This window comes from Streptomyces sp. DG2A-72 (genome assembly GCF_030499575.1).
GTDB lineage: Bacteria > Actinomycetota > Actinomycetes > Streptomycetales > Streptomycetaceae > Streptomyces.
In genome coordinates, this window is the sequence record NZ_JASTLC010000001.1 from 3,442,960 (window position 1) to 3,462,599 (window position 19,640).

Sequence of the window (19,640 nt, forward strand, 5' to 3'; positions counted from 1 at the left end):
AACGATCCACACACAATGCCCCGATAGTGTGGTGAGCCTGCCCGTCCGGTGACCATCTTGTGATCTTTACTGCCTGTCGGCGGGCGGACCGCTGCACCTGGAGGTACCTGCCGTGTCCCTGTCCGCCGTCCTCTTGGCCGCCGGTTCGTCGCCGTCGCCGTCGCCGTCTCCCTCACAGACGACGCCCCCGGCGGTCCCCTCGCTCCAGGACGCCCATGAGAGCGCGACCAACGCCGCGGGCTGGGTCCAGCAGAACTGGTCCACCTGGCTGGCGATCGGCCTCAGAGTCCTGCTGATCCTGGTGATCGCGGCGGTGCTGAGAGTGGCGGTGCGCCGGGCGATCACCAAGCTGATCGAGCGCATGAACCGGACGGCCCAGGCGGTCGACGGCACGGCGCTGGGCGGTCTGCTGGTCAATGTGGAGCGCCGCCGCCAGCGCTCCCACGCGATCGGCTCGGTGCTCCGCTCGGTGGCCAGCTTCCTGATCATGGGCACCGCGGGCCTGATGGTCCTCTCCACCTTCGAGATCAACCTCGCCCCGCTGCTGGCCTCCGCCGGTGTCGCGGGCGTCGCGATCGGTTTCGGCGCCCGCAACCTCGTCACGGACTTCCTCTCCGGCGTCTTCATGATCCTCGAGGACCAGTACGGCGTCGGCGACACCGTCGACGCGGGCGTCGCCTCCGGCGAGGTCATCGAGGTCGGCCTGCGCGTCACCAAGCTGCGCGGCGACAACGGCGAGATCTGGTACGTCCGCAACGGCGAGGTCAAGCGCATCGGCAACCTGTCCCAGGGCTGGGCCACGGCCGGTGTCGACGTCACCGTCCGCCCGTCGGAGGACCTGGACCGGGTCAAGGCCGTCCTCACCCAGGTCGGCGAGGACATGAGCAAGGAAGACCCCTGGAACGAGATGCTCTGGGGCCCGGTCGAGATCCTGGGCCTGGACAGCGTCCTGCTGGACTCCATGGTCGTCCGTGTCTCCGCCAAGACCATGCCCGGCAAGTCCCTCACCGTCGAACGCGAACTCCGCTGGCGCATCAAGCGCGCCTTCGACGCCGAGGGCATCCGCATCGTCGGCGGCCTCCCGCTCCAGCCGGACGACGAGTCGCCCGCCGACCCGACCGCGGGCATGTCGGCCCCGTCGGTCTTCTCGAACACGTCGTCCCCGCAGGCTTCGGCGGCCTCACCGCTGACTCCGCCGAGCGCCACGAAGTAGGCGCTGCGGGACTACTCCGGTGCCGCGGCCGACTGGGTCTGGGGGTTGGACACCAGTTCCCACAGGTGCCCGTCGGTGTCGGTGAAGTACCCCATGTAGGACCCGTCATAGGTGCCCGCGCTCTTGGGGACCGACCCGCCCGCCGCCGCGGCTCGGGCGAGGATGTCGTCGACCTCTGCCTTGCTGCCGATGGCACAGGAGATGACGCACGCGCCCGCCACGGCAGCGTCGGGAGTGGCGACGCCGGCACGGTCGGTGTACGTCGCGTACTCCTCGCGCTCGATCAGGAAGAGCGACAGGTTCGGCAGCTCGAAGAGGACGGCGCCTTCGTCCACGGCTGCCGCGGACAGACCCAGTCCGTCCCGGTAGAAGCGCAGGGCCGCGTCCAGGTCGGCGACCGGAAGCGAGAGGACGACGGTTTTCGGCTTCATGGTTTCTCCTGACTTGGCCGGGGTTCGCTATGGACTAGTCGTCGCTGGAGCCGGAGCCCGATTTCCCGCTCCCGCTGGTGCTGCGCCCCAGAAAGCGCACGAGCACGGCCATGCGCCGCCCCTCCTTCTGTTGTGGTCACGTCTGTTGGGGTCACGTTCTGTTGGGGTCACGCCATCCTGTCAGGAGCGGTTGCGCCGATCTCTCTTGACGCCCCCTTCACGCCGGGCTTACCTTCCTGAGCACCGCGATAGGAAACTTTCCTAACAGTGATCGGTCGGGACTCCGTCGAGCGCCCTCGATGGACTTCCCTCCCCCGTCACTGAAAAGCTGGGCGGCTGAAAGGCAGGTGTCGACTCACATGGCTGGAACCGCCGGCACGCCGGGCACCCCGCGCGTCCTGCGCGCCATGAACGACCGTGCCGCGCTGGACCTCCTGCTGACCCACGGCCCCCTGTCCCGCACGAAGATCGGCAAGCTCACCGGCCTCTCCAAGCCGACCGCATCCCAGCTCCTGGCCCGCCTGGAGGCCGCCGGGCTCGTCCTCGTCACCGGCACCAGCGAGGGCCGCCCGGGCCCCAACGCCCAGCTGTACGCGGTCAACCCGACCGCCGCGTACGCCGCGGGACTCGACGTCACCCCCGAACGCATCCACGCCGCCGTCGCCGACATCACCGGCCGCACGGTCTGCGAGTACGAGCTTCCGACCCCGGGCAGGCAACCCAAGGGACCCGTCGTCCAGCAGGTCACCGACGCCCTCGACGGCGCCGTCAAGGCGGCCGGGCTCGCCCGCGCCGATCTCCACCGGCTCGTCATCGGCACCCCCGGCGCCTTCGACCCCGGAACCGGCCGACTCCGCTACGCCTCCCACCTCCCGGGCTGGCACTCCCCCACGCTCCTCGACGAACTCGCCGCCACGCTACCGATGCCGGTCGAGTACGAGAACGACGTCAACCTCGTCGCCGTCGCCGAGCAGCGACTGGGGGCGGCCCGGGGCCACGAGGACTTCGTGCTGCTGTGGAACGAAGGGGGCCTGGGTGCCGCCCTCGTCCTCGGCGGCCGGCTGCACCGCGGCTGGACCGGCGGTGCGGGAGAGGTAGGTTTCCTGCCGGTCCCCGGCGCACCGCTCGTGCGGCAGGTAACCAAAGCCAACAGTGGCGGCTACCAGGAGCTGGCCGGTTCGCAGGCGATCCCCCACCTCGCGCGTGAGATCGGCATCTCCGACATCCCCTCGGGACCGTACGCCGAAGTCGCCGCCGCCCTCGTCGCGCGGGCCGCCGCGGAGGACACCGTCCTGCACCGGCTGCTCCTCCAGACCTACGCGACCCGGCTCGCCACGGGTCTCGCCTCCCTCGTCTCCGTCCTCGACCCCGAACTCGTCGTCCTCAGCGGCGCCTCACTCGCCTCCGGCGGCGAGGTGCTGCGCGCCCTCGTCCAGGCCGAGCTGGAGGAGCTGGCCGCGACCCGGCCCCGGCTCGTCGTGGGCGACGTGCATGAACACCCCGTGCTGCGCGGCGCGTTGGAGAGCGCGCTGGCAGCCACCCGCGACGAGGTCTTCGACACCTCCCGCTGACCGTTCCTAAAGACTGAGCGGGAGTGAGTCCTGTTGCCAGGACGCATGCTCAGCCGAACGCCCCGAACGGTGTTGGGCGTTCTGGTCTCCCGCGTTCGCTCCGCATCCGGGCGGCACGCATCTGGTGCGTGGTCCGAGAATGCGGGGGCGGGTTTCCTCACGCCCGGGGACCTCCGGTCGGGCCTGGACGGTCCGATGCCCACGACGATCACTCCGGTCGTCGTGGGGCGGTGCCGTCCGTCGCCGGACTGGGTGTCCCTGGGCGCGCCTTCCGATCGCCACGGCGGCTGCGTCGTGGCGGGTTGTGGTGCGGTTCTTCGAGGTCAGCGGGCGCTGCCAGTGCTGGGCGCCCCACTTGGATGTGTAGGCCGGGTCCACGGCGATGATCGCGATGCCCGTGTGGTCGGCCATCGAGGTCAGCCGGGCGCGGAGCTTCCCGGTGGGCATGGCTGGAGATCAGCTGTCGGAAGCGTTTCTTGCGGCCGTGCTTCGCCCGGGTCTTCTCCGCACGGAAGTCCAGGTCCTCCACCGCGATCGCTGTGACGCCACAGATCTTCGCCCAGTTCAGCAACCGCGTGAGGGCGTGACGGACCTGGGCGTCGCGGTGCTCGCGGGTGCCGGACAGGTCGTAGAAGAACCGGCGCGGCCTGCCGATCGGGTTGCCGTGCACATCGAGGCGCCAGGCGGCGAGGTGGTCGGCGTTGGTGTCCACGCCGATCACGCCCTCGGCCAGGGCAGCCTTAAGCGGGATCGTCTGCGCCGACTGGTACTGCCAGGACGCGGTGAGGTACCAGCGCCCGCGTGCCACATCCAGGTGAATGCGGTACGCGACGGCCCGGTTCGCCTCGACGCGGTCGGCCCATTCCTGCCCCCGGTGCGGGAAGCTCACACGGGCGGCGAGCACATAGCGGCCGTGCTTCGCGTTCGCCAGATCTGCCAGCGGGGCGGGAAGCCTGATGCTCACCTCGCCGTCAGGGCTGACGCGGATGGTCTCGTTGCCGTATCGCTTCCCGGACTCGCCGTCGGCGCCGAGGAACCAGCGTTCGGCTTCCCACTGCCTGTGCCACTGGTCCTCGGTGAGCTGGGCAGTGTCGAGGTGGTGGCGGGTGCGGGCCAGGCGCCTGCCGCCTCTCACCACATGCACGATCCCGGCCTCGCGGTCGGCTTGCTCGGCGGCCAGCCTGTCTTCGAGGACGTGCAGGCGGCGGGTCTTGGCATGCCACTCCTGACGGGAACTGTAGCCGCCCGGCGTCTTCTTGTTGCCCTTCTCCCTGATCGGGAGCGACAACCGGTGCGCGATCGTGGCGATGCCCGCTTCCAGGCCCTGGATGTGGGCGGACCGGCAACGGCGGGCGAGTGCCCACTGATCATGTGTGGCCTTGGTGATGCTGCCTGCCCACCGCGACGAGGACACCGCGGTCAGCTCCCGCTTGCGCACCGCCCACGTGTCCGCGGAATGCTCCAGACCGTCTGTGCAGCGGACCTTGAGGTCCTTCGAGGCGAGCGAACCGAGATGCGCGCCGACCAGCCCGAGGACTTTCTCGTCCTGCGGCGTCAGACACTTGAGGCGGGTCCGCACGGCCACACCGCTCGGGCCGGTCGCGACGAACGACTTAGCCGGTGACCGTAGCCCGCCCACCCCGTCACCCCCTGCCCCGCCCGCCGTCACCGCATCCAACGAGGCCCGACAGCAACGGTCACGCATTCGACGTAAGAAAATCCGTTCCCCCACGAAGGGCTCGCCTATGTCGCACGCACGGCCCCGACCACCGGCACTCGCTCCTGCCCACCAGAACACGCTTGAGCACACTCCAGCGGCAGCAGCTCCAAACCCCTGGTGAGGCCAAGCGGCTCAAGAGGCTGGAACAGCGGCGGGAACGCCAGCGCGCCCACCGCAAGCCCGACGAACGCACCAGCAACCGCCTGCGCCACACGTACGACCAGATCGCCCTGTTCCGCGCAAGAGCCACGCGCCGAGCGGTCGACTGGCAGCACAAGACCACCACCGAGATTTCCGACATGTTCGGCGTCATCGGGGTGGAAGATCTGACCATCGTCAACATGGTCAAGTCCGCCAAGGGAACCCTGGAAGCCTCCGGCAAGAACGTCCGGCAGAAAGCCGGGCTGAACCGGTCGATCAACGGTGAGGCATGGGGCCGGACGGTCACCTGACCCGGTGGCCCGGGCGATCGTGGACCGGGTGGCCGACGAGGTGGTGACGATGGCGACGGTGGCCCTGACCCGCCTGGGGCTGCTGGAGGAGGAGACGCCGGTGGTGCTGGGGGGGCGGGGTGCTGGCCGCGGGGCACGCGCAACTGGACGACCGGATCAGGGACTTGCTGGCGGAACGCGCTCCGAAGGCGGTGGCCCGGGTGGTGCGGGCCCGGCCGGTGCTGGGCGCGGTGTTGCTCGGGCTCGACCGGGTGGGGGCGGGGGCCGGGGTGCAGGAACGGGTACGTACTCAGTATGTGACATAGCACCACCCGCCCCCCGATGGAACCGAACCGATTCCCCCGGCGTATTCATGGGCAGGGAGGCTGCGGAGCGCCACGTCATGCCCGAAACCCGGGCTGCACCGCTGCGATCCGATCAAGATCCAGTGAAGGCCGGTGCGGAATGTCAGTCCCGGCAGCGATACTTGCGGCGAAGGATGACCATGGGGGAGGTCAGCAGTGACACACTCGCCGAAAAGCAGCACGGCGCCACCAGCGGGCGCCGCGCCCACGATGCCATCACTACCGCCGCAACCGGGCGGCCCCGGCGCATCCGGCCCATCCCTTCCCCCCGCACCACAGGGATCGGCCGCCCCGGACCCCACCGAGCCGCCCCGCCGCACCGCGTTCGCCGAGGGCGTCGACCGCCTCCGCGCGGCGGCCACCACCGAACCCGGCCGTCTGCGCATCATCGGCGCGGTCCTCGCCCTGCTGGTCGTCGCCTTCGGTGCCGTGACGGCCTGGCAGACGACCGAGCGGGCGGGCGCGGCCGACGACGTACTGCACAGCAGCCAGCCGCTCAGCTCGGACGCGGCCGACATCTACCGCTCCCTCGCCGACGCCAACACGGCGGCCTCCAGCGGCTTTCTGGCCGGCGGCCAGGAGACGGCAGCGACGCGCGACCGGTACGAGAAGGACATCCGCACCGCCGCGGCCAAGCTCGTCAACGCCGCCGCGAACTCGGAGCCCGACTCCCCGTCCGCGGCGACCATCGCCCGGCTCAACCGGCTGCTGCCGGAGTACAAGGGCCTCGTCGAGCGCGCCCGGACGTACAACCGGCAGGGCTTCCCGGTCGGCGGCGCGTATCTGCGGTACGCGAACGAGAAGATGCAGACCCAGATGCTCCCCGCGGCCGAGGATCTCTACACGAAGGAGAACCAGCGGCTGCGCGACGACTACGACGACGCGACGCCGTATCCCTGGGCCGCGATCGCTCTCGGCGTCCTCGCGCTCGCCGGGCTGGCCTGGGCCCAGCACCGCAACTACCGGCGCACCAACCGCGTGCTCAACCACGGCCTGGTCGCCGCGACCGCGACGGCCACGGTGGTGCTGCTCTGGCTGGTCGTCGGCCACAGCGTCGCCCGCGCCGGCCTCAACGACTCGTACGACCACGGCGTCCGCTCGCTGAACGTGCTGAACGACGCCCGGATCGCCTCCCTGAAGGCACGCGGCAACGAGAACCTGACGCTGGTCGCCCGCGGCGCCGAGACGGTCACCACCCCGGACGGCAAGACCCTCGACAAGTTCGACGACACCTTCCAGAAGGACATGAAGACCCTCGCCAAGGGCCTGACCGCAGCCGAGGATCTCGCCGACGACCGCTCTGGCGAGCAGCCGGTCACGGCGGCCGTGGGCAACATGGAGGAGTGGCAAAAGCGCCACACCTCCGCCCGCGCGGAGGACGACAACGGCAACTACCAGCAGGCACTGGACAAGGTGATCGGCACCAAGGGTGCGACCGGCGAGTGCTTCGACAACGTCGACGCGAACCTCGCCAAGGCACTCGCCCATGAGCAGACCGAGTTCAAGCAGGCCGCCGGTGACGGCCTCGACGCGATGACCGGCCTGTCGGTGGGCGCCGCCGTCCTCGCGGTACTCGGTGCCGCTGGCGCGGTACTGGGCATCGGGCGCAGGCTGTCGGAGTACCGATGAAAGGGGGCGTGACGATGCATGCACGGAGGTTCTCCATTCGCCGCCTCCGCGGCGCTGAAAGCCTGTGCCGAGAGGACGACCGTGCTCAGCCCTTCGGGCCTCCGCGCTCCCCCACTCTCGGCTTCGCTCGAGCGGGGGGACCCCCACGTCCTCTCGGCACAGGCGCGCCGCTCCGGCGACGTTTGCGAGCCGGCCTGAAAGGCTGGGGCGGTGTCGGTGCGATGGCGGTCGTGTGCGCCCTGGCGTTGGCCTTCGCGCTGCTGCTGCCGAAGACCCAGTCCACCGGCGAAGGCGCGGACCCGGCCGGCCGGGATGTCGCCCAGGGCAGCCAGGCGCGGGCCGAGGAGTGCACCGCCCCGGAGAAGCAGACCCTGTCCCCGTCCGGCGCCGACGGCTCCACCATCGACGCGATCAAGGCCCGCGAGGGCGAGAAGCGGAAGCTGATCGTCGGCGTCGACCAGAACAGCTACCGCTGGGGCTACCGCAACCCCAACAGCGCCGGTACGGCCGAGCTGGAGGGCTTTGACATCGACCTGGTCCACCGGATCGCCCAGGACATCCTCGGCGACCCGGACGCGGTCCAGTTCAAGGCCATCCCCACCAACCAGCGCATCCCGGCCATCCAGGAAGGCCGCGTCGACATGATCGTCCGCACGATGACGATCAACTGCAGCCGCCTCGAGGACGTCGCGTTCTCCGCGCCGTACTTCAAGACCGGCCAGCAGCTCCTGGCCCCCAAGTCCTCGACCATCACCGGCTACAACGACTCGCTCGCCGACAAGAGGATCTGCACGGCCGAGGGTTCCACCGCGTACGCGAAGCTGGACGAGGACAAGAAGGCGAACGAGCTGGTCTCCTCCGCCGACATATCCACCACCGTCCCCAACCAGCTCGACTGCCTGGTGCGGCTCCAACTCGGCGAGGCCGACGCCGTGGTGACCGACGGCGCGCTCGCCGCCAGCCAGGCCGCGCAGGATCCGACGGTCGAGCTGAAAGGCGCTCCCTTCACCACCGAGTACTACGGCGTGGCGATGAACCAGGACGCCGACGATCTGGTACGCCGGGTCAACCAGATCCTCGTGGACTACCGGAAGGACACCGCGAACGGCTGGCAGGCGTCGTACGACAAGTGGTTGTCGGCCACACTGGGTGAGGACTCGACGGAGTCGGAACCGCCCGCACCGCAGTATCTGCGCAAGAGCTGAAGCACCGTCAACGTCCGCTCCAGGTCAACCACATAGGAACACAGAGCAGCGAGAGGTGATCGATGGGCGTCACGGGACCCCCCGGGCCGGTGATGGACCGGGACGAGGTGGACCGTGCGCTGGCGCGGCTCGGCGCGGAGCACGAGGCGATCGAGACCTCGCTCCTCGCCCTGCAGGACCACGCGGGCCGCAGACTCCTCGAAGGTGCGCAGTTGACCGGCGTCACCAAGGAGCGCTGGACAGCTGCCGAGGGGTCGATCACCCTGCTGTGGGCGTACTTCGACGCGTACACGGACGCGTTGCGCGCCGCCCGCGAGATCCGCGCCCGGCGCCGCTGGTCCAGCCGTGAGGACCTGGCGGAGCTGACCGAGCTGCTGCGCGGCGAGGCCGTCACGGTCGCGGGCTCCACCGGCGCCACGGCCGGCGCGCCGACCCTGCACGGCGGCTCGGGCAAGCTCAGCGAGCAGTTCACGCTGGTCACGCTCGTCGACCGGATGAACGAGCTGTACGCGACCTCGCTGGACATGGTCGTCGCCGCCGACGCGGTCTGGTCGGCGCTGCCCGCCCGGATCGATTTACTGGCCGCGGAGCTCCAGCGCACCCGCAAGCTCGCGCACTCCGTCGGTGTACGCCCCGGCGAGCACCCGGCGGGCGACGACCTGGAACGCATCACCCGCACGCTGACGAACCTGCGCGAGCAGGTCGTCTCCGACCCGCTGGCCTTCTGGACGCCCACCCCCGGGAGTTCGGCCCCCGGCGGCGGCCGCCCGGACACCACGGTCTACGACCGTGAGGCGCGCGCCCTGGAGGACGTACGACGTGAGATCGACGCTGTACTGACCGTCCGTCAGGATGCCGAGCAGCGCCTGGTCAAGCTGCGCGACGTGCTCTCGCGCGCGGACCGCACGCTCGCCGAGGCCCGCGCCGCGCGCGGCGAGGTCCTGGCGAAGATCGCGGCCACGGAGGTGCCGGTCGTCAGCGGCCCGCCGACCGCGCTGCAGGAGCAGCTGGCGACGGCCGCCGAGTACCGCAGACACGCCCAGTGGCACCGGCTGTCCCCGCTTCTGGAGTCCCTGGAGCAGAAGGCGGAGGACGAACTGCTGCGTGCCCGCGAGTCGCTGACCGCGGTGACCCAGCCGCTGGCGGTCCGCGCCGAGCTGCGCGGCCGGCTCGACGCGTACAAGGCGAAGGTCGCCCGGCACGGCCTCGCGGAGGACCCGTTCCTGATCGAGCGGTACGACGCGGCGCGGCGGATGCTGTGGAGCGCGCCCTGCGACCTGCGGGTCGCCGAACAGGCCGTACTGCGCTACCAGCAGGCGGCGGCCGAACTGCTGGGCAGCCCGCGCGTCCCGGGCCAGGGCGGGCCGGAGGATCGTAGGGGGGAGCACTCGTCATGAGTCAGGCAGAGCAGAAGTGCCAGCGCCCGGGGTGCGAGGGCGCGTACGAGGACATGGGCGGCGGCGAGCTGTACTGCGACACCTGCGGTCTCGCCCCGGTCGTCTCGGCGAAGGGCATGGTCGGCTCGCCGCCCACCGGCATCAGCCGCAGCGGCAAGGGCTCGTCCGGCAGCGCAAGTTCACGCGCCGGCTCCCGCGGCAGCTCTCGTACGTCGTCACAGTCGTCGAAGTCGCGGCGCTCGGTGTCGGGACGCCTGTCGCGCTCCCTGTCCGGCCGTTCCACGGGCCGCTCGGTGTCGGTGCGCAGCTCCGGCTCCGGCGCCGGTTCCAGCGGTCGCGGCCGGCTCGGCCTCGGGCTCGTCCAGGTGCCGGACGTGCCGCGGCCCGACCCGCGCGAGATGGTCCTGGAGAAGGCGGAGGTCCCGGAGCGCAAGCGGTTCTGCTCCCGCTCCGACTGCGGGGCCCCGGTCGGCCGGGCGCGCGGCGAGCGACCCGGCCGTACGGAAGGCTTCTGCACCAAGTGCGGTCACCCGTACTCCTTCGTCCCGAAGCTGAAGGCGGGCGACGTCGTCCACGGCCAGTACGAGGTCGTGGGCTGCCTGGCGCACGGCGGCCTGGGCTGGATCTACCTCGCGGTGGACCGCGCGGTGTCGGACCGGTGGGTGGTGCTGAAGGGCCTGCTCGACACCGGCGACCAGGACGCGATGGCCGCCGCGATCTCCGAGCGGCGCTTCCTCGCGGAGATCGAGCACGCCAACATCGTGCGGATCTACAACTTCGTGGAGCACCTCGACCAGCGGACGGGCTCGCTGGACGGGTACATCGTGATGGAGTACGTCGGCGGCAAGTCGCTGAAGGAGATCGCCAACGAGCGCCGTACACCGGGCGGCAAGCGGGATCCGCTGCCCGTGGAGCAGGCGTGCGCGTACGGCATCGAGGCGCTGGAGGCCCTGAGCCATCTGCACAGCCGCAACCTGCTGTACTGCGACTTCAAGGTCGACAACGCCATCCAGACCGAGGACCAGCTCAAGCTGATCGACATGGGCGCGGTCCGCAGGATGGACGACGAGGAGTCGGCCATCTACGGCACGGTGGGCTATCAGGCACCGGAGGTGGCGGACGTCGGCCCCTCGGTCGCCTCCGACCTGTACACCGTCGCGCGTACGCTCGCCGTCCTCACCTTCGACTTCCAGGGCTACACGAACGTGTTCGTGGACTCCCTGCCCGACCCGGACAACATCGAGGTCTTCCGGCAGTACGAGTCCTTCTACCGGCTCCTGGTCCGCGCCACCGACCCGGATCCGGCCCGCCGCTTCGCCTCCGCGCAGGAGATGACCGAGCAGCTCACGGGTGTCCTGCGCGAGGTCGTCTCCCTGCAGACGGGCCAGGCCCGGCCTTCGTTGTCGACGCTGTTCGGGCCCGAAGTGAAGGTGACGGACACCGAGTTGTTCCCCAAGCTGGAAGGGGATGTGTCGCGGCTGGGGGCGCGAATGGTGGCCCCTCGGCTGCGAGGGGCCGGTGCTGCCGAGTTGCCGACTGGGGGAGCCGGCAATGGACAGGGCACCCAGGACCTCGTCAGACACATCAACGCGCCCGCCGCCGCGCTCGCCCTGCCTGTGCCGCACGTCGACCCGAGCGACCCGAACGCCGGGTTCCTGGCGGGCCTGATCGCCTCCGCCCCGGGCGAGTTGATCAGTGCGCTCGCGGCGGCGCCGACGGAGTCGACCGAGACGCGGCTCAGGCAGATCAGGGCCTGGCTGGAGACCGGCGACTCCGACACCGCGCTGGAGACCCTGGCGCGCTTGGAGGCCGACCACCCGGACGACTGGCGGGTCGTCTGGTACCGGGGCGTCGCCGCGCTGGTGACGGGCGATCACGAAGGCGCCGCGCTCTCCTTCGACGCGATCTACGACGCCTTCCCCGGCGAGCCCGCGCCCAAGCTGGCGCTCGGCCTGTGCGCGGAGGTGCTGGGCCAGCTCGACAACGCCGCCGAGTACTACCGCCTGGTGTGGTCGACCGACCCGAGCTTTGTGTCCGCAGCGTTCGGCCTGGCCCGCGTCCGGCTGGCGACGGGCGATCGCAGGAGTGCCGTACAGACGCTGGAGTCGGTTCCCGAGTCGTCCATCCACTACACGGCCGCGCGCGTGGCCGCCGTACGGGCGCGGCTGCGTCAGCGCACGGCCGCCGCCACCGACGTACCCTTCCTGGAGGACCTGACCGCGGCCGCCGGGCAGGTCGAGGCCCTGGACGCGTACGGTCTGGACCCCGCGCGACGCGAGCAGTTGTCGGCGGAGGTCCTCGGCTGTGCGCTGGACTGGATACTCTCCGGTGGCCAGGGTTCCGTACCCCCCGCCGCCGGGGGACGGGTGCTGCTCGGCAGCGGCCTGGACGAGCGGGGACTGCGTTTCGGCCTGGAGCGTTCGTACCGCACGCTGGCCCGGCTCGCACGGGGCGGCGAGGAGAGAATCGATCTGGTGGAACGTGCCAATCGTTACCGCCCCCGGACGTGGGTGTAGTTGATGTCGCAGATGCCCCAGCAGACCGCCCTGTCCCGGTGCCCGAGCTGCGAGGAACCCCTCGAGTCGGGTGACCGTTTCTGCGGTGCGTGCGGATATGACCTGTCCGCCGTCCCCGCACGGCCGGAGGACCAACCGACGATCACCATGAACGGCTCGGCACCGCCCCCGCCGGCCGGTGCCGCCGATGTGGACTGGCCCATCGCCCCCGGCCGGCCCGCCGCCACGCATCTGCCGACCGACCTCCCGGACACGGACCCGGGCGGCCACGCGATCCCCGCGCAGGCACCGGTGGGCTCCCCCGTGTCCCCCGCCTCCGGTGTCCGCTTCGACCGCCCGCCGGAGCCCGACGAGTACCCGCTCCAGGCGCCCGACCCACGCATCGCCGACCTCGCGTCCCCGCCGGAGGGCACCACCGTGTGCGTCGCCTGTCGTTCCGGCCGCGTCGACAACGACGGCTACTGCGAGAACTGCGGGCACGCCCAGCCCCGCGAGCGCAACCACATGGAGCAGGACGCCGGCCCGGTCGCCGCCGTCAGCGACCGCGGCCTGCGCCACCACCGCAACGAGGACGCGTTCGCCCTCGGCTGCACCGCGCTGCCCGACGGCGCCCCCGCGACCGTGGCGATCGTCTGCGACGGCGTCTCCTCCGCGACCCGCCCGGACGACGCCTCCCTCGCCGCCTCCCGGGCCGCGAGCGAGTCGCTGCTGGCCGCCCTGCCGCGCGGCACGCACCCGCAGCAGGCGATGCACGAGGCGATCGTCGCCGCCTCACGCGCCGTCAACTCCCTGGCCGGGGAACCCGCCACGGCCCGCGAACACGCCCCGCACCAGAACGCCCCCGCCTGCACCCTCGTCGGCGCGATCGTGACCGCCGGACTGCTGGTCGTCGGCTGGGTCGGCGACAGCCGCGCCTACTGGGTGCCGGTGGACCGCGGCTCCCACCCGGCCCGGCTCACCGAGGACGACTCCTGGGCCGCGCAGATGGTCTCCGCGGGCCTGATGAGCGAGGCCGAGGCGTACGCCGACGAGCGCGCCCACGCGATCACCGGCTGGCTCGGCGCCGACGCCTACGAACTGGAGCCGCACACCGCTTCCTTCAAGCCGGACCGTGCGGGTGTAGTGGTGGTGTGCACCGACGGACTGTGGAACTACGCCGAGGCAGCCGAGGAGATGGCCGAGGTCGTCCCCCTCGACGCCGCCGTGCGCCCCCTGCACAGCGCCCAGGTCCTGGTCGGTCACGCGCTCGACGGCGGGGGCCACGACAACGTAACAGTGGCCGTCGTGCCGTTCCCGGCCCCGCCGCAGGGGGCAGGATCGGCCTGAGGCCACCGCACGAAACGGACTGGAGGGGACCAGTCCGGACACAGTCATCACCCCGCTCCTGTGGGGTTTTCGAGGGGATCTTCAGGAGATCTTCAAGGGGGATCAGAGAAGGCATGGCCAATTTCTCGAAGTCGAACGTGCCGCAGTTCTCGGTGGACGTCTATCAGAACGAGTACCTGCCGGAGGGAGGTCGCGAGGTCAACGCGATCGTCACCGTGACCGCGACCGGCGGCGGCACGATCGGAAGCGCGGTCGCCGCACCCCACCTCTACGCGCCGGGACAGGGCCCGGACGCGGCGGTGGCGATCATGGTCGACTGCTCCGGCTCGATGGACTACCCGCCGACCAAGATGCGCAACGCCCGGGACGCCACGTCCGCCGCGATCGACACCCTGCGCGACGGCGTGCACTTCGCGGTGATCGGCGGCACGCACGTCGCCAAGGAGGTCTACCCGGGCGGCGGGCGCCTCGCGATCGCCGACGCCACCACCCGTGACCAGGCCAAGCAGGCGCTGCGCAAACTCAGCGCGGGCGGCGGTACGGCCATCGGGACCTGGCTGCGTCTCGCCGACGGCCTGCTGTCGTCCGCGGACGTCGCCATCCGGCACGGCATCCTGCTCACCGACGGCCGCAACGAACACGAGTCGTCCGAGGCCCTGAAGGCCGCGCTCGACTCCTGCGCCGGACGCTTCACCTGTGACGCCCGTGGCGTGGGCACCGACTGGGAAGTGAAAGAAGTCACAGGAATCGCCTCCGCCCTGCTCGGCAGCGCCGACATCGTCGCCGACCCGGCCGGTCTCGCCGCCGACTTCACGCAGATGATGGAGACGGCCATGGGCAAGGAGGTCGCGGACGTCGCCCTGCGGCTGTGGACGCCGGTGGGCACCACGGTGAAATTCGTCAAGCAAGTCGCGCCCACGGTCGAGGAGTTGACCGAGCGCCGCACCGAGTCCGGCCCGCGCGCCGGGGACTACCCCACCGGCTCCTGGGGAGACGAGTCCCGTGACTACCACGTCTGCGTCGAGGTCCCGGCCGCCAACCTCGGCCAGGAGATGCTCGCCGCCCGCGTCTCCCTGGTGATCCCGCAGCCTGGGGGCACCGCCCAGAACCTGGGCGCCCAGGGCCTCGTACGGGCCGTGTGGACCGACGACATGGTCGCCTCGACGTCGATCAACCCCCAAGTCGCCCACTACACCGGCCAGGCCGAACTGGCACAAGCCATTCAACAAGGGCTCGATCTGCGCAAAGCGGGCGATATCGATGGCGCAACGGCCAAACTGGGCCGCGCCGTTCAGCTCGCCAGCGACTCCGGAAATGCGGATACCGCGAAACTCCTTGCGAAGGTGGTGGACGTGGTCGACGCCGCGACAGGTACTGTGCGACTGAAGGCGAAGGTCGCGGAGGCCGATGAGATGACCCTCGAGACCCGGTCCACAAAGACTGTTCGTGTAAAGAAGTGACCTGAGACAGACGCGAGTCTGACCCCTTGGGGTTGGAGAAATCCGGTCGTCGCGGCCGGAAAGGAGAGGGGGAAGCGCCGACATGCCGACCTGCCCGAACGGACACCAGTCGGGTTCCGACGACTGGTGCGAGGTCTGCGGTCACCGCATGGCCGGTGCCGTACCCCCGCCCCCTCCGCCGCCGCCCCAGGCCGCCGGGTACGGCTACCCGCCGCCCGGCCCGGCCCAGGCCCCGCCGCCGCCCGGCGCCCACCCCGGGGGACGCCCGCACCTGTCCGCCGTGCCGGACCCCGAGCCGGAGCTCTGCCCGCAGTGCCGTACGCCGCGTGAGGGCGGCGCGCCGTTCTGCGAGGAGTGCCGGTGGAACTTCCTGACGAACACGGCGACGTCGTACACCCCCGCGGCCCCGCGCCCGCAGGCGCCCGGCCCGGCCGTGCGCTTCCAGCAGCAGCCGCCGCCCGGACCGTCGTACGGCGGCGGAGAGTCGTACGACTACCAGAGCTCGCGCCCGTCGCAGATGAACCGGCCTGCCGAGCCGATCCCACCCTTCGGCACCGACCCGTCGGCACCGGGCGGCCCGCCTGGTCCGCCTAGTCCTCCTGGTCCGCCCGGTCCGCCCGGTCCGCCCGGTGGTCACGGCGGCCAGCCCGGTCACGGCGGCCAGCCCGGTCCTGGTGGTCCGTCCGGTCCTGGTGGTCCGTCCGGTCCTGGTGGTCCGTCCGGCTTCGGTGGCAATCCGCCGCGGCAGGGCCCGCCCGGGCCGACTCCCGGTGGTCCTGGCGGCCCCAACGGTCCCGGTGGTCCCATGCGTCCCAACGGTCCCGGTGGTATGGGTGGTCCCGGTGGTCCGGGTCATCCCGCGCAGGCGTTCCAGCAGTCCGGTCCGCCCGCCCCGCCAGCGTTCCCGCAGGAGACGAACAGGCCGCAGCAGCCCGGAGGTCAGTCCTTCGGCGGCGGTGACGACGACTGGCTGCTCTCCCCGCCCGGCTCGACCGCGCCTGGCGGCCCCGGCGGCCCTGGCGGTCCCGGCCCCGGTCAAGGTGGCTACGGCTACCCGCAGCAGCCCGGCTCGACCCAGGCCCCTCCCCCGCCCGGCCCGGCGTACCAGCAGCAGCCGGCGACCTGGCTGGCGACCATCGGTCCGGACCGTGACTACTTCATGGCGATGATGCAGCGCTCCGGCCCCGAGGCCGCGGGCCTCAACCTGCCCGCGTACTCGCCCGAGCAGCAGCGCACGCTCACCGGCAACCAGGTCACCATCGGCCGGCGCCGCCATTCCACCGGCGACACCCCCGACATCGACCTCTCGGTGCCGCCGGAGGACCCGGGCGTCTCGCACCAGCACGCGGTGCTGGTGCAGCAGCCGGACGGCAGCTGGGCGATCGTCGACCAGAACTCGACGAACGGTACGACGGTGAACGGCTCCGAGGAGCCCATCCAGCCCTTCGTGCCGGTGCCGTTGCAGGACGGGGACCGGGTGCACGTGGGCGCTTGGACGACGATCACGATCCGCCGGGGTTAGTGGCTTCCGCTCACTCGGTGGCTTCCGCTCACTCGGTCAGCAGGCGTGGCCGGTCGTTCGGGAGGGGCCAGGCATACGGCCCCTCCGGATCGTCCAGCCAGGCCCACTCGTGCTCACCACTGACCGTCACGCCGTAGCGCTCCCGCTGTGGCTGTCCCTCGCGCTCCCACAGTGCGTACGCCTCCTGCGGTTCGAGGCTGCCGCGGCTCAGCGCCAGCAGGAAGCGGAACAGCTCGTGCTCCCTGGCCCGGCGCGGTACGCCGCCGAGGTGCGCCGGTTCCGCGTCGGGCCTGGCCGATCCGCGCAGCGGCACGAAGTAGGCGGGCGTGTGCAGGAACCGCCCCTCGGCGTGCTCGGCGTCCTGCACCTCCAGCGCGATCAGGCCGGTGCCCAGCGGTGTCAGGATGCGCGCGCCGGGATTGCACTGGGCGAGCCAGGCACACGGGATCGAGGTCAGGGTGCAGGTCGCGATGATCCGGTCGAAGGGGGCGCGTTCCGGCACCCCGCGCGCTCCGTCGCAGGTGACGACGGCCGGGTGATAGCCGGCGGCGGCCAGGTGCCGACGGGCCGACTCGGTGATCTCCGGTTCCAGGTCGACGGTGGTGACCAGGTTGTCGTCGCCGAGCCGGTGGGCGAGCAGGGCGGCGTTGTAGCCGGTGCCCGCGCCGATCTCCAGGACCCGGTTGCCGTCCTCCACCCGCAGCTCGACCAGCATGATCGCCATGAGCGAGGGCTGACTGCTGGAGGAGACCAGCTCGCCGTCGCGCAGCCGGGTGGCCAGCGGGGCATCGGCGTACGCCCCGCGCATCCAGCGTTCCCGTGTGCGCGGGTCGGGGCTCTCGCCCCTCCGGCGTTCATAGCCGCCGACGACGCCGACGTAGTAGTACGGCACGAAGAGGTGGCGCGGCACCGCCTCGAACGCCTCCCGCCACACCGGATCCGCCGCCCAGGCCCCGCTCAGCTCGATCTCGCGCACCAGCGCGGCCCGCGCCGGCGCGGCGAGGTCGTCGAGTTCGTTGTCGAGAGCGTGCGCACCCATACGTCCACTTTCCTGCGGGACGGCCCGAGAGGCGAGCACCCATACCGGTCGAACCGGAATCGACCAGTCAGTACCGGGGGGTCCACCGGTCGGGACGGTGGTCCTAAGCCTTGAGTCCTGGTCCTCCCCGTCTGAGACCATGGGTGATGTGAATGAGATTCGGCGCGGCACGCTTCAGGAGCAGACCTTCTACGAGCAGGTCGGCGGGGAGGAGACGTTCCGCCGACTGGTCCACCGTTTCTACGAGGGAGTCGCCGAGGACCCGATCCTGCGGCCGATGTACCCCGAGGAGGACCTGGGCCCGGCCGAGGAGCGCCTCACCCTCTTCCTGATCCAGTACTGGGGCGGCCCGACGACGTACAGCGAGAACCGCGGCCACCCGCGTCTGCGCATGCGCCACGCCCCCTTCACCGTCGACCGCGCGGCGCACGACGCCTGGCTGAAGCACATGCGCGACGCCGTCGACGACCTCGGCCTCTCCGAGGAACACGAGCGCACGCTGTGGAACTACCTGACCTACGCGGCAGCCTCGATGGTGAACACGCCGGGCTGACCGACCTCTGGCATGATCCGGCCTCCGGCGTGACCGGCCTCTAAGCGGTCTGGGGGAAGTCGGGTGCGCAACCGCGCCCCGCAAGGGGCGCGGGGAGCTGCGCGACCAGCACCCACCGGCCCGCGGCGAACGAACCGCATATCCAGCGGAGCGCTCAGCGGGACACGCTGACGTCCAACGCCCCAAGTCCCGCCCTGCGTACGGCAATCGACCCGTACGGCGTACGCAGCCTGAGCCAGGCGCCCGACGAGAACAGTGCGAGCTGCGGCTCGTCGGGTGCGTGGGTGTCCTGTCGTACGCGGAGAAAGCCCAGTGACTGGGCCGCGTGCACGGCCCGCACCGGCAGATGCGTGTCCCCGACCGACCGGGACCAGATCTCCCGCCCGATCCGGTCGAGTTCGGCCCGCGTACGCCCCTCCGGCGTCAACTCCTGCGTACGGGACCGGAATTCGGCGACCCCCGCCCGGACCATGGCCCGCAGGGCGTCCGGTGCCGGCAGCCCGGGCTCGGGCCTCCACCCGCCGCGCGGCGGCAGCACCCCGGCCCACGGGGGCCCGGTGACCTCGGCCGGGACGGCAGCCGTGGCCGCCGGCTCGTCCAAGGCTTCCAGCAGCTCACCCGCGGAGACGGTCACGTCCAGTGTGACGTCGAGCCCGTTCTCGTACGGCTTGGCGAGCCGCACCGCACGGATCGCCAGCACCTCGAAGGACGGTGGCCGCCCGAAGACGGCGAGCGCGGTCCCGGCCGCCTGCAGGCGCACCGCGGCTCCACGGTCGTAGTGGAGCAGCCGGGAGAGGAAGGCCGCGAGATCCGCCGCCTCCCCCTCGTCGGCGAGATGGAGCACCGTCATGCGGCGACGGCCTCCTCCTCGTCGTCATCCCTGTACTCCGCGAGGAACTCCCGTTCCTCCGCCGTCAGCCGGCGCGGACGCTGCGCCTCGAAGTCGAACGGCACGATCACCGTCGAGGCCCGGACATAGACCTGGTCCGGATCCTTGACCTCGTAGGCGATGGTGAAGGAGGCCGCCCTTATCTGGGTGACCCACAGCTCGATGTCCACGGGCGTGTGCCGGTGGACGAGCTGCCGCTTGTAGTCGATCTCATGGCGCGCCACCACAGACCCCTGCTTGAAGTCCTTCTCCGGGCGGAACAGGAAGTCGATACGCGCCTCCTCCAGGTAGCGGAGGAAGACCACGTTGTTGATGTGGCCGTACGCGTCCATGTCCGCCCAGCGCAGTGGGCAGCGGTAGATGTGCCGCAAGA

Annotated in this window: 15 protein-coding genes and 2 pseudogenes; 12 read left to right on the plus strand and 5 right to left on the minus strand. The window is 71.2% G+C overall.

Features of this window, described 5'->3' with window-relative positions:
• Nucleotides 1-112 precede the first annotated feature (112 nt).
• On the plus strand, nucleotides 113-1,213 hold the full coding sequence (locus QQY66_RS16340; RefSeq protein WP_301981083.1) for a mechanosensitive ion channel family protein: 1,101 nt from the start codon (nucleotides 113-115) through the stop codon (nucleotides 1,211-1,213).
• 11 nt (nucleotides 1,214-1,224) lie between these two features.
• Here QQY66_RS16340 and QQY66_RS16345 read toward each other — a convergent pair whose 3' ends face one another.
• Nucleotides 1,225-1,644 carry a VOC family protein gene (locus QQY66_RS16345; RefSeq protein ID WP_301981084.1) on the minus strand — a complete coding sequence of 140 codons (420 nt, stop codon included), beginning with the start codon at nucleotides 1,642-1,644 and terminating at the stop codon, nucleotides 1,225-1,227.
• A 359-nt stretch (nucleotides 1,645-2,003) separates the two neighbouring features.
• On the opposite strand from QQY66_RS16345, the gene QQY66_RS16350 reads away from it, so the two are divergent.
• Entirely contained in the window at nucleotides 2,004-3,215 is a 1,212-nt protein-coding gene (locus tag QQY66_RS16350; protein WP_301981085.1) for an ROK family transcriptional regulator, read from the plus strand.
• Nucleotides 3,216-3,221: 6 nt separating this feature from the next.
• Here the strand turns inward: QQY66_RS16350 and QQY66_RS16355 are convergent.
• Nucleotides 3,222-4,854: pseudogene (locus tag QQY66_RS16355) on the minus strand (IS200/IS605 family accessory protein TnpB-related protein).
• A 161-nt stretch (nucleotides 4,855-5,015) separates the two neighbouring features.
• Between QQY66_RS16355 and QQY66_RS16360 the strand changes: the two are divergent.
• The 9 genes and pseudogenes from QQY66_RS16360 to QQY66_RS16400 all read left to right on the plus strand — a co-directional run bounded on the left by QQY66_RS16360 (nucleotide 5,016) and on the right by QQY66_RS16400 (nucleotide 16,786).
• A complete protein-coding gene (locus QQY66_RS16360) occupies nucleotides 5,016-5,387 on the plus strand; it encodes a hypothetical protein (protein ID WP_367666974.1) in 372 nt (123 codons plus the stop codon).
• Nucleotides 5,380-5,692, plus strand: a pseudogene (locus QQY66_RS16365) (ATPase); the annotation flags it as partial. The gene QQY66_RS16360 and the pseudogene QQY66_RS16365, both read left to right, overlap by 8 nt.
• Before the next feature lie 249 nt (nucleotides 5,693-5,941).
• Nucleotides 5,942-7,360: a hypothetical protein gene (locus QQY66_RS16370; protein WP_301981086.1), complete on the plus strand. Its 1,419-nt coding sequence runs from the start codon at nucleotides 5,942-5,944 to the stop codon at nucleotides 7,358-7,360.
• Between the two features lie 221 nt (nucleotides 7,361-7,581).
• A complete protein-coding gene (locus QQY66_RS16375) occupies nucleotides 7,582-8,565 on the plus strand; it encodes a glutamate ABC transporter substrate-binding protein (RefSeq protein ID WP_301981088.1) in 984 nt (327 codons plus the stop codon).
• 62 nt (nucleotides 8,566-8,627) lie between these two features.
• Entirely contained in the window at nucleotides 8,628-9,962 is a 1,335-nt protein-coding gene (locus QQY66_RS16380; RefSeq protein ID WP_301981089.1) for a hypothetical protein, read from the plus strand.
• Nucleotides 9,959-12,478 (plus strand): serine/threonine-protein kinase, encoded by a 2,520-nt coding sequence (locus tag QQY66_RS16385; RefSeq protein WP_301981090.1) that lies wholly within the window; start codon nucleotides 9,959-9,961, stop codon nucleotides 12,476-12,478. The genes QQY66_RS16380 and QQY66_RS16385 overlap by 4 nt, the downstream gene beginning before the upstream one ends.
• Nucleotides 12,479-13,804, plus strand: coding sequence for a PP2C family serine/threonine-protein phosphatase (locus tag QQY66_RS16390; protein ID WP_301981091.1), 1,326 nt, complete (start codon nucleotides 12,479-12,481; stop codon nucleotides 13,802-13,804).
• A gap of 113 nt (nucleotides 13,805-13,917) precedes the next feature.
• Nucleotides 13,918-15,264, plus strand: coding sequence for a VWA domain-containing protein (locus QQY66_RS16395; protein WP_301981092.1), 1,347 nt, complete (start codon nucleotides 13,918-13,920; stop codon nucleotides 15,262-15,264).
• Between the two features lie 82 nt (nucleotides 15,265-15,346).
• Nucleotides 15,347-16,786, plus strand: a complete 1,440-nt coding sequence (locus QQY66_RS16400) for an FHA domain-containing protein (protein WP_301981093.1) — start codon at nucleotides 15,347-15,349, stop codon at nucleotides 16,784-16,786.
• A 28-nt stretch (nucleotides 16,787-16,814) separates the two neighbouring features.
• Here QQY66_RS16400 and QQY66_RS16405 read toward each other — a convergent pair whose 3' ends face one another.
• On the minus strand, nucleotides 16,815-17,825 hold the full coding sequence (locus QQY66_RS16405) for a methyltransferase domain-containing protein (protein ID WP_301981095.1): 1,011 nt from the start codon (nucleotides 17,823-17,825) through the stop codon (nucleotides 16,815-16,817).
• 139 nt (nucleotides 17,826-17,964) lie between these two features.
• On the opposite strand from QQY66_RS16405, the gene QQY66_RS16410 reads away from it, so the two are divergent.
• Entirely contained in the window at nucleotides 17,965-18,378 is a 414-nt protein-coding gene (locus tag QQY66_RS16410) for a globin (RefSeq protein WP_301981096.1), read from the plus strand.
• Between the two features lie 154 nt (nucleotides 18,379-18,532).
• On the opposite strand, the gene QQY66_RS16415 is transcribed toward QQY66_RS16410, so the two are convergent.
• Entirely contained in the window at nucleotides 18,533-19,228 is a 696-nt protein-coding gene (locus QQY66_RS16415; protein ID WP_301981097.1) for a hypothetical protein, read from the minus strand.
• Nucleotides 19,225-19,638, minus strand: a complete 414-nt coding sequence (locus tag QQY66_RS16420; protein WP_301981098.1) for a thioesterase family protein — start codon at nucleotides 19,636-19,638, stop codon at nucleotides 19,225-19,227. Before QQY66_RS16420 ends, QQY66_RS16415 begins: the two co-directional genes overlap by 4 nt.
• Nucleotides 19,639-19,640: the final 2 nt, after the last annotated feature.

Bases quoted from the DNA above. Each gene is read 5' to 3' on its own strand.
- QQY66_RS16380 (WP_301981089.1), top strand. From the start codon at position 8,628: ATGGGCGTCACGGGACCCCCCGGGCCGGTGATGGACCGGGACGAGGTG.
- QQY66_RS16385 (WP_301981090.1), top strand. From the start codon at position 9,959: ATGAGTCAGGCAGAGCAGAAGTGCCAGCGCCCGGGGTGCGAGGGCGCG.
- QQY66_RS16405 (WP_301981095.1), bottom strand. From the start codon at position 17,825: ATGGGTGCGCACGCTCTCGACAACGAACTCGACGACCTCGCCGCGCCG.
- QQY66_RS16395 (WP_301981092.1), top strand. From the start codon at position 13,918: ATGGCCAATTTCTCGAAGTCGAACGTGCCGCAGTTCTCGGTGGACGTC.
- QQY66_RS16350 (WP_301981085.1), top strand. From the start codon at position 2,004: ATGGCTGGAACCGCCGGCACGCCGGGCACCCCGCGCGTCCTGCGCGCC.
- QQY66_RS16375 (WP_301981088.1), top strand. From the start codon at position 7,582: ATGGCGGTCGTGTGCGCCCTGGCGTTGGCCTTCGCGCTGCTGCTGCCG.
- QQY66_RS16415 (WP_301981097.1), bottom strand. From the start codon at position 19,228: ATGACGGTGCTCCATCTCGCCGACGAGGGGGAGGCGGCGGATCTCGCG.
- QQY66_RS16345 (WP_301981084.1), bottom strand. From the start codon at position 1,644: ATGAAGCCGAAAACCGTCGTCCTCTCGCTTCCGGTCGCCGACCTGGAC.
- QQY66_RS16370 (WP_301981086.1), top strand. From the start codon at position 5,942: ATGCCATCACTACCGCCGCAACCGGGCGGCCCCGGCGCATCCGGCCCA.
- QQY66_RS16410 (WP_301981096.1), top strand. From the start codon at position 17,965: ATGGGTGATGTGAATGAGATTCGGCGCGGCACGCTTCAGGAGCAGACC.
- QQY66_RS16400 (WP_301981093.1), top strand. From the start codon at position 15,347: ATGCCGACCTGCCCGAACGGACACCAGTCGGGTTCCGACGACTGGTGC.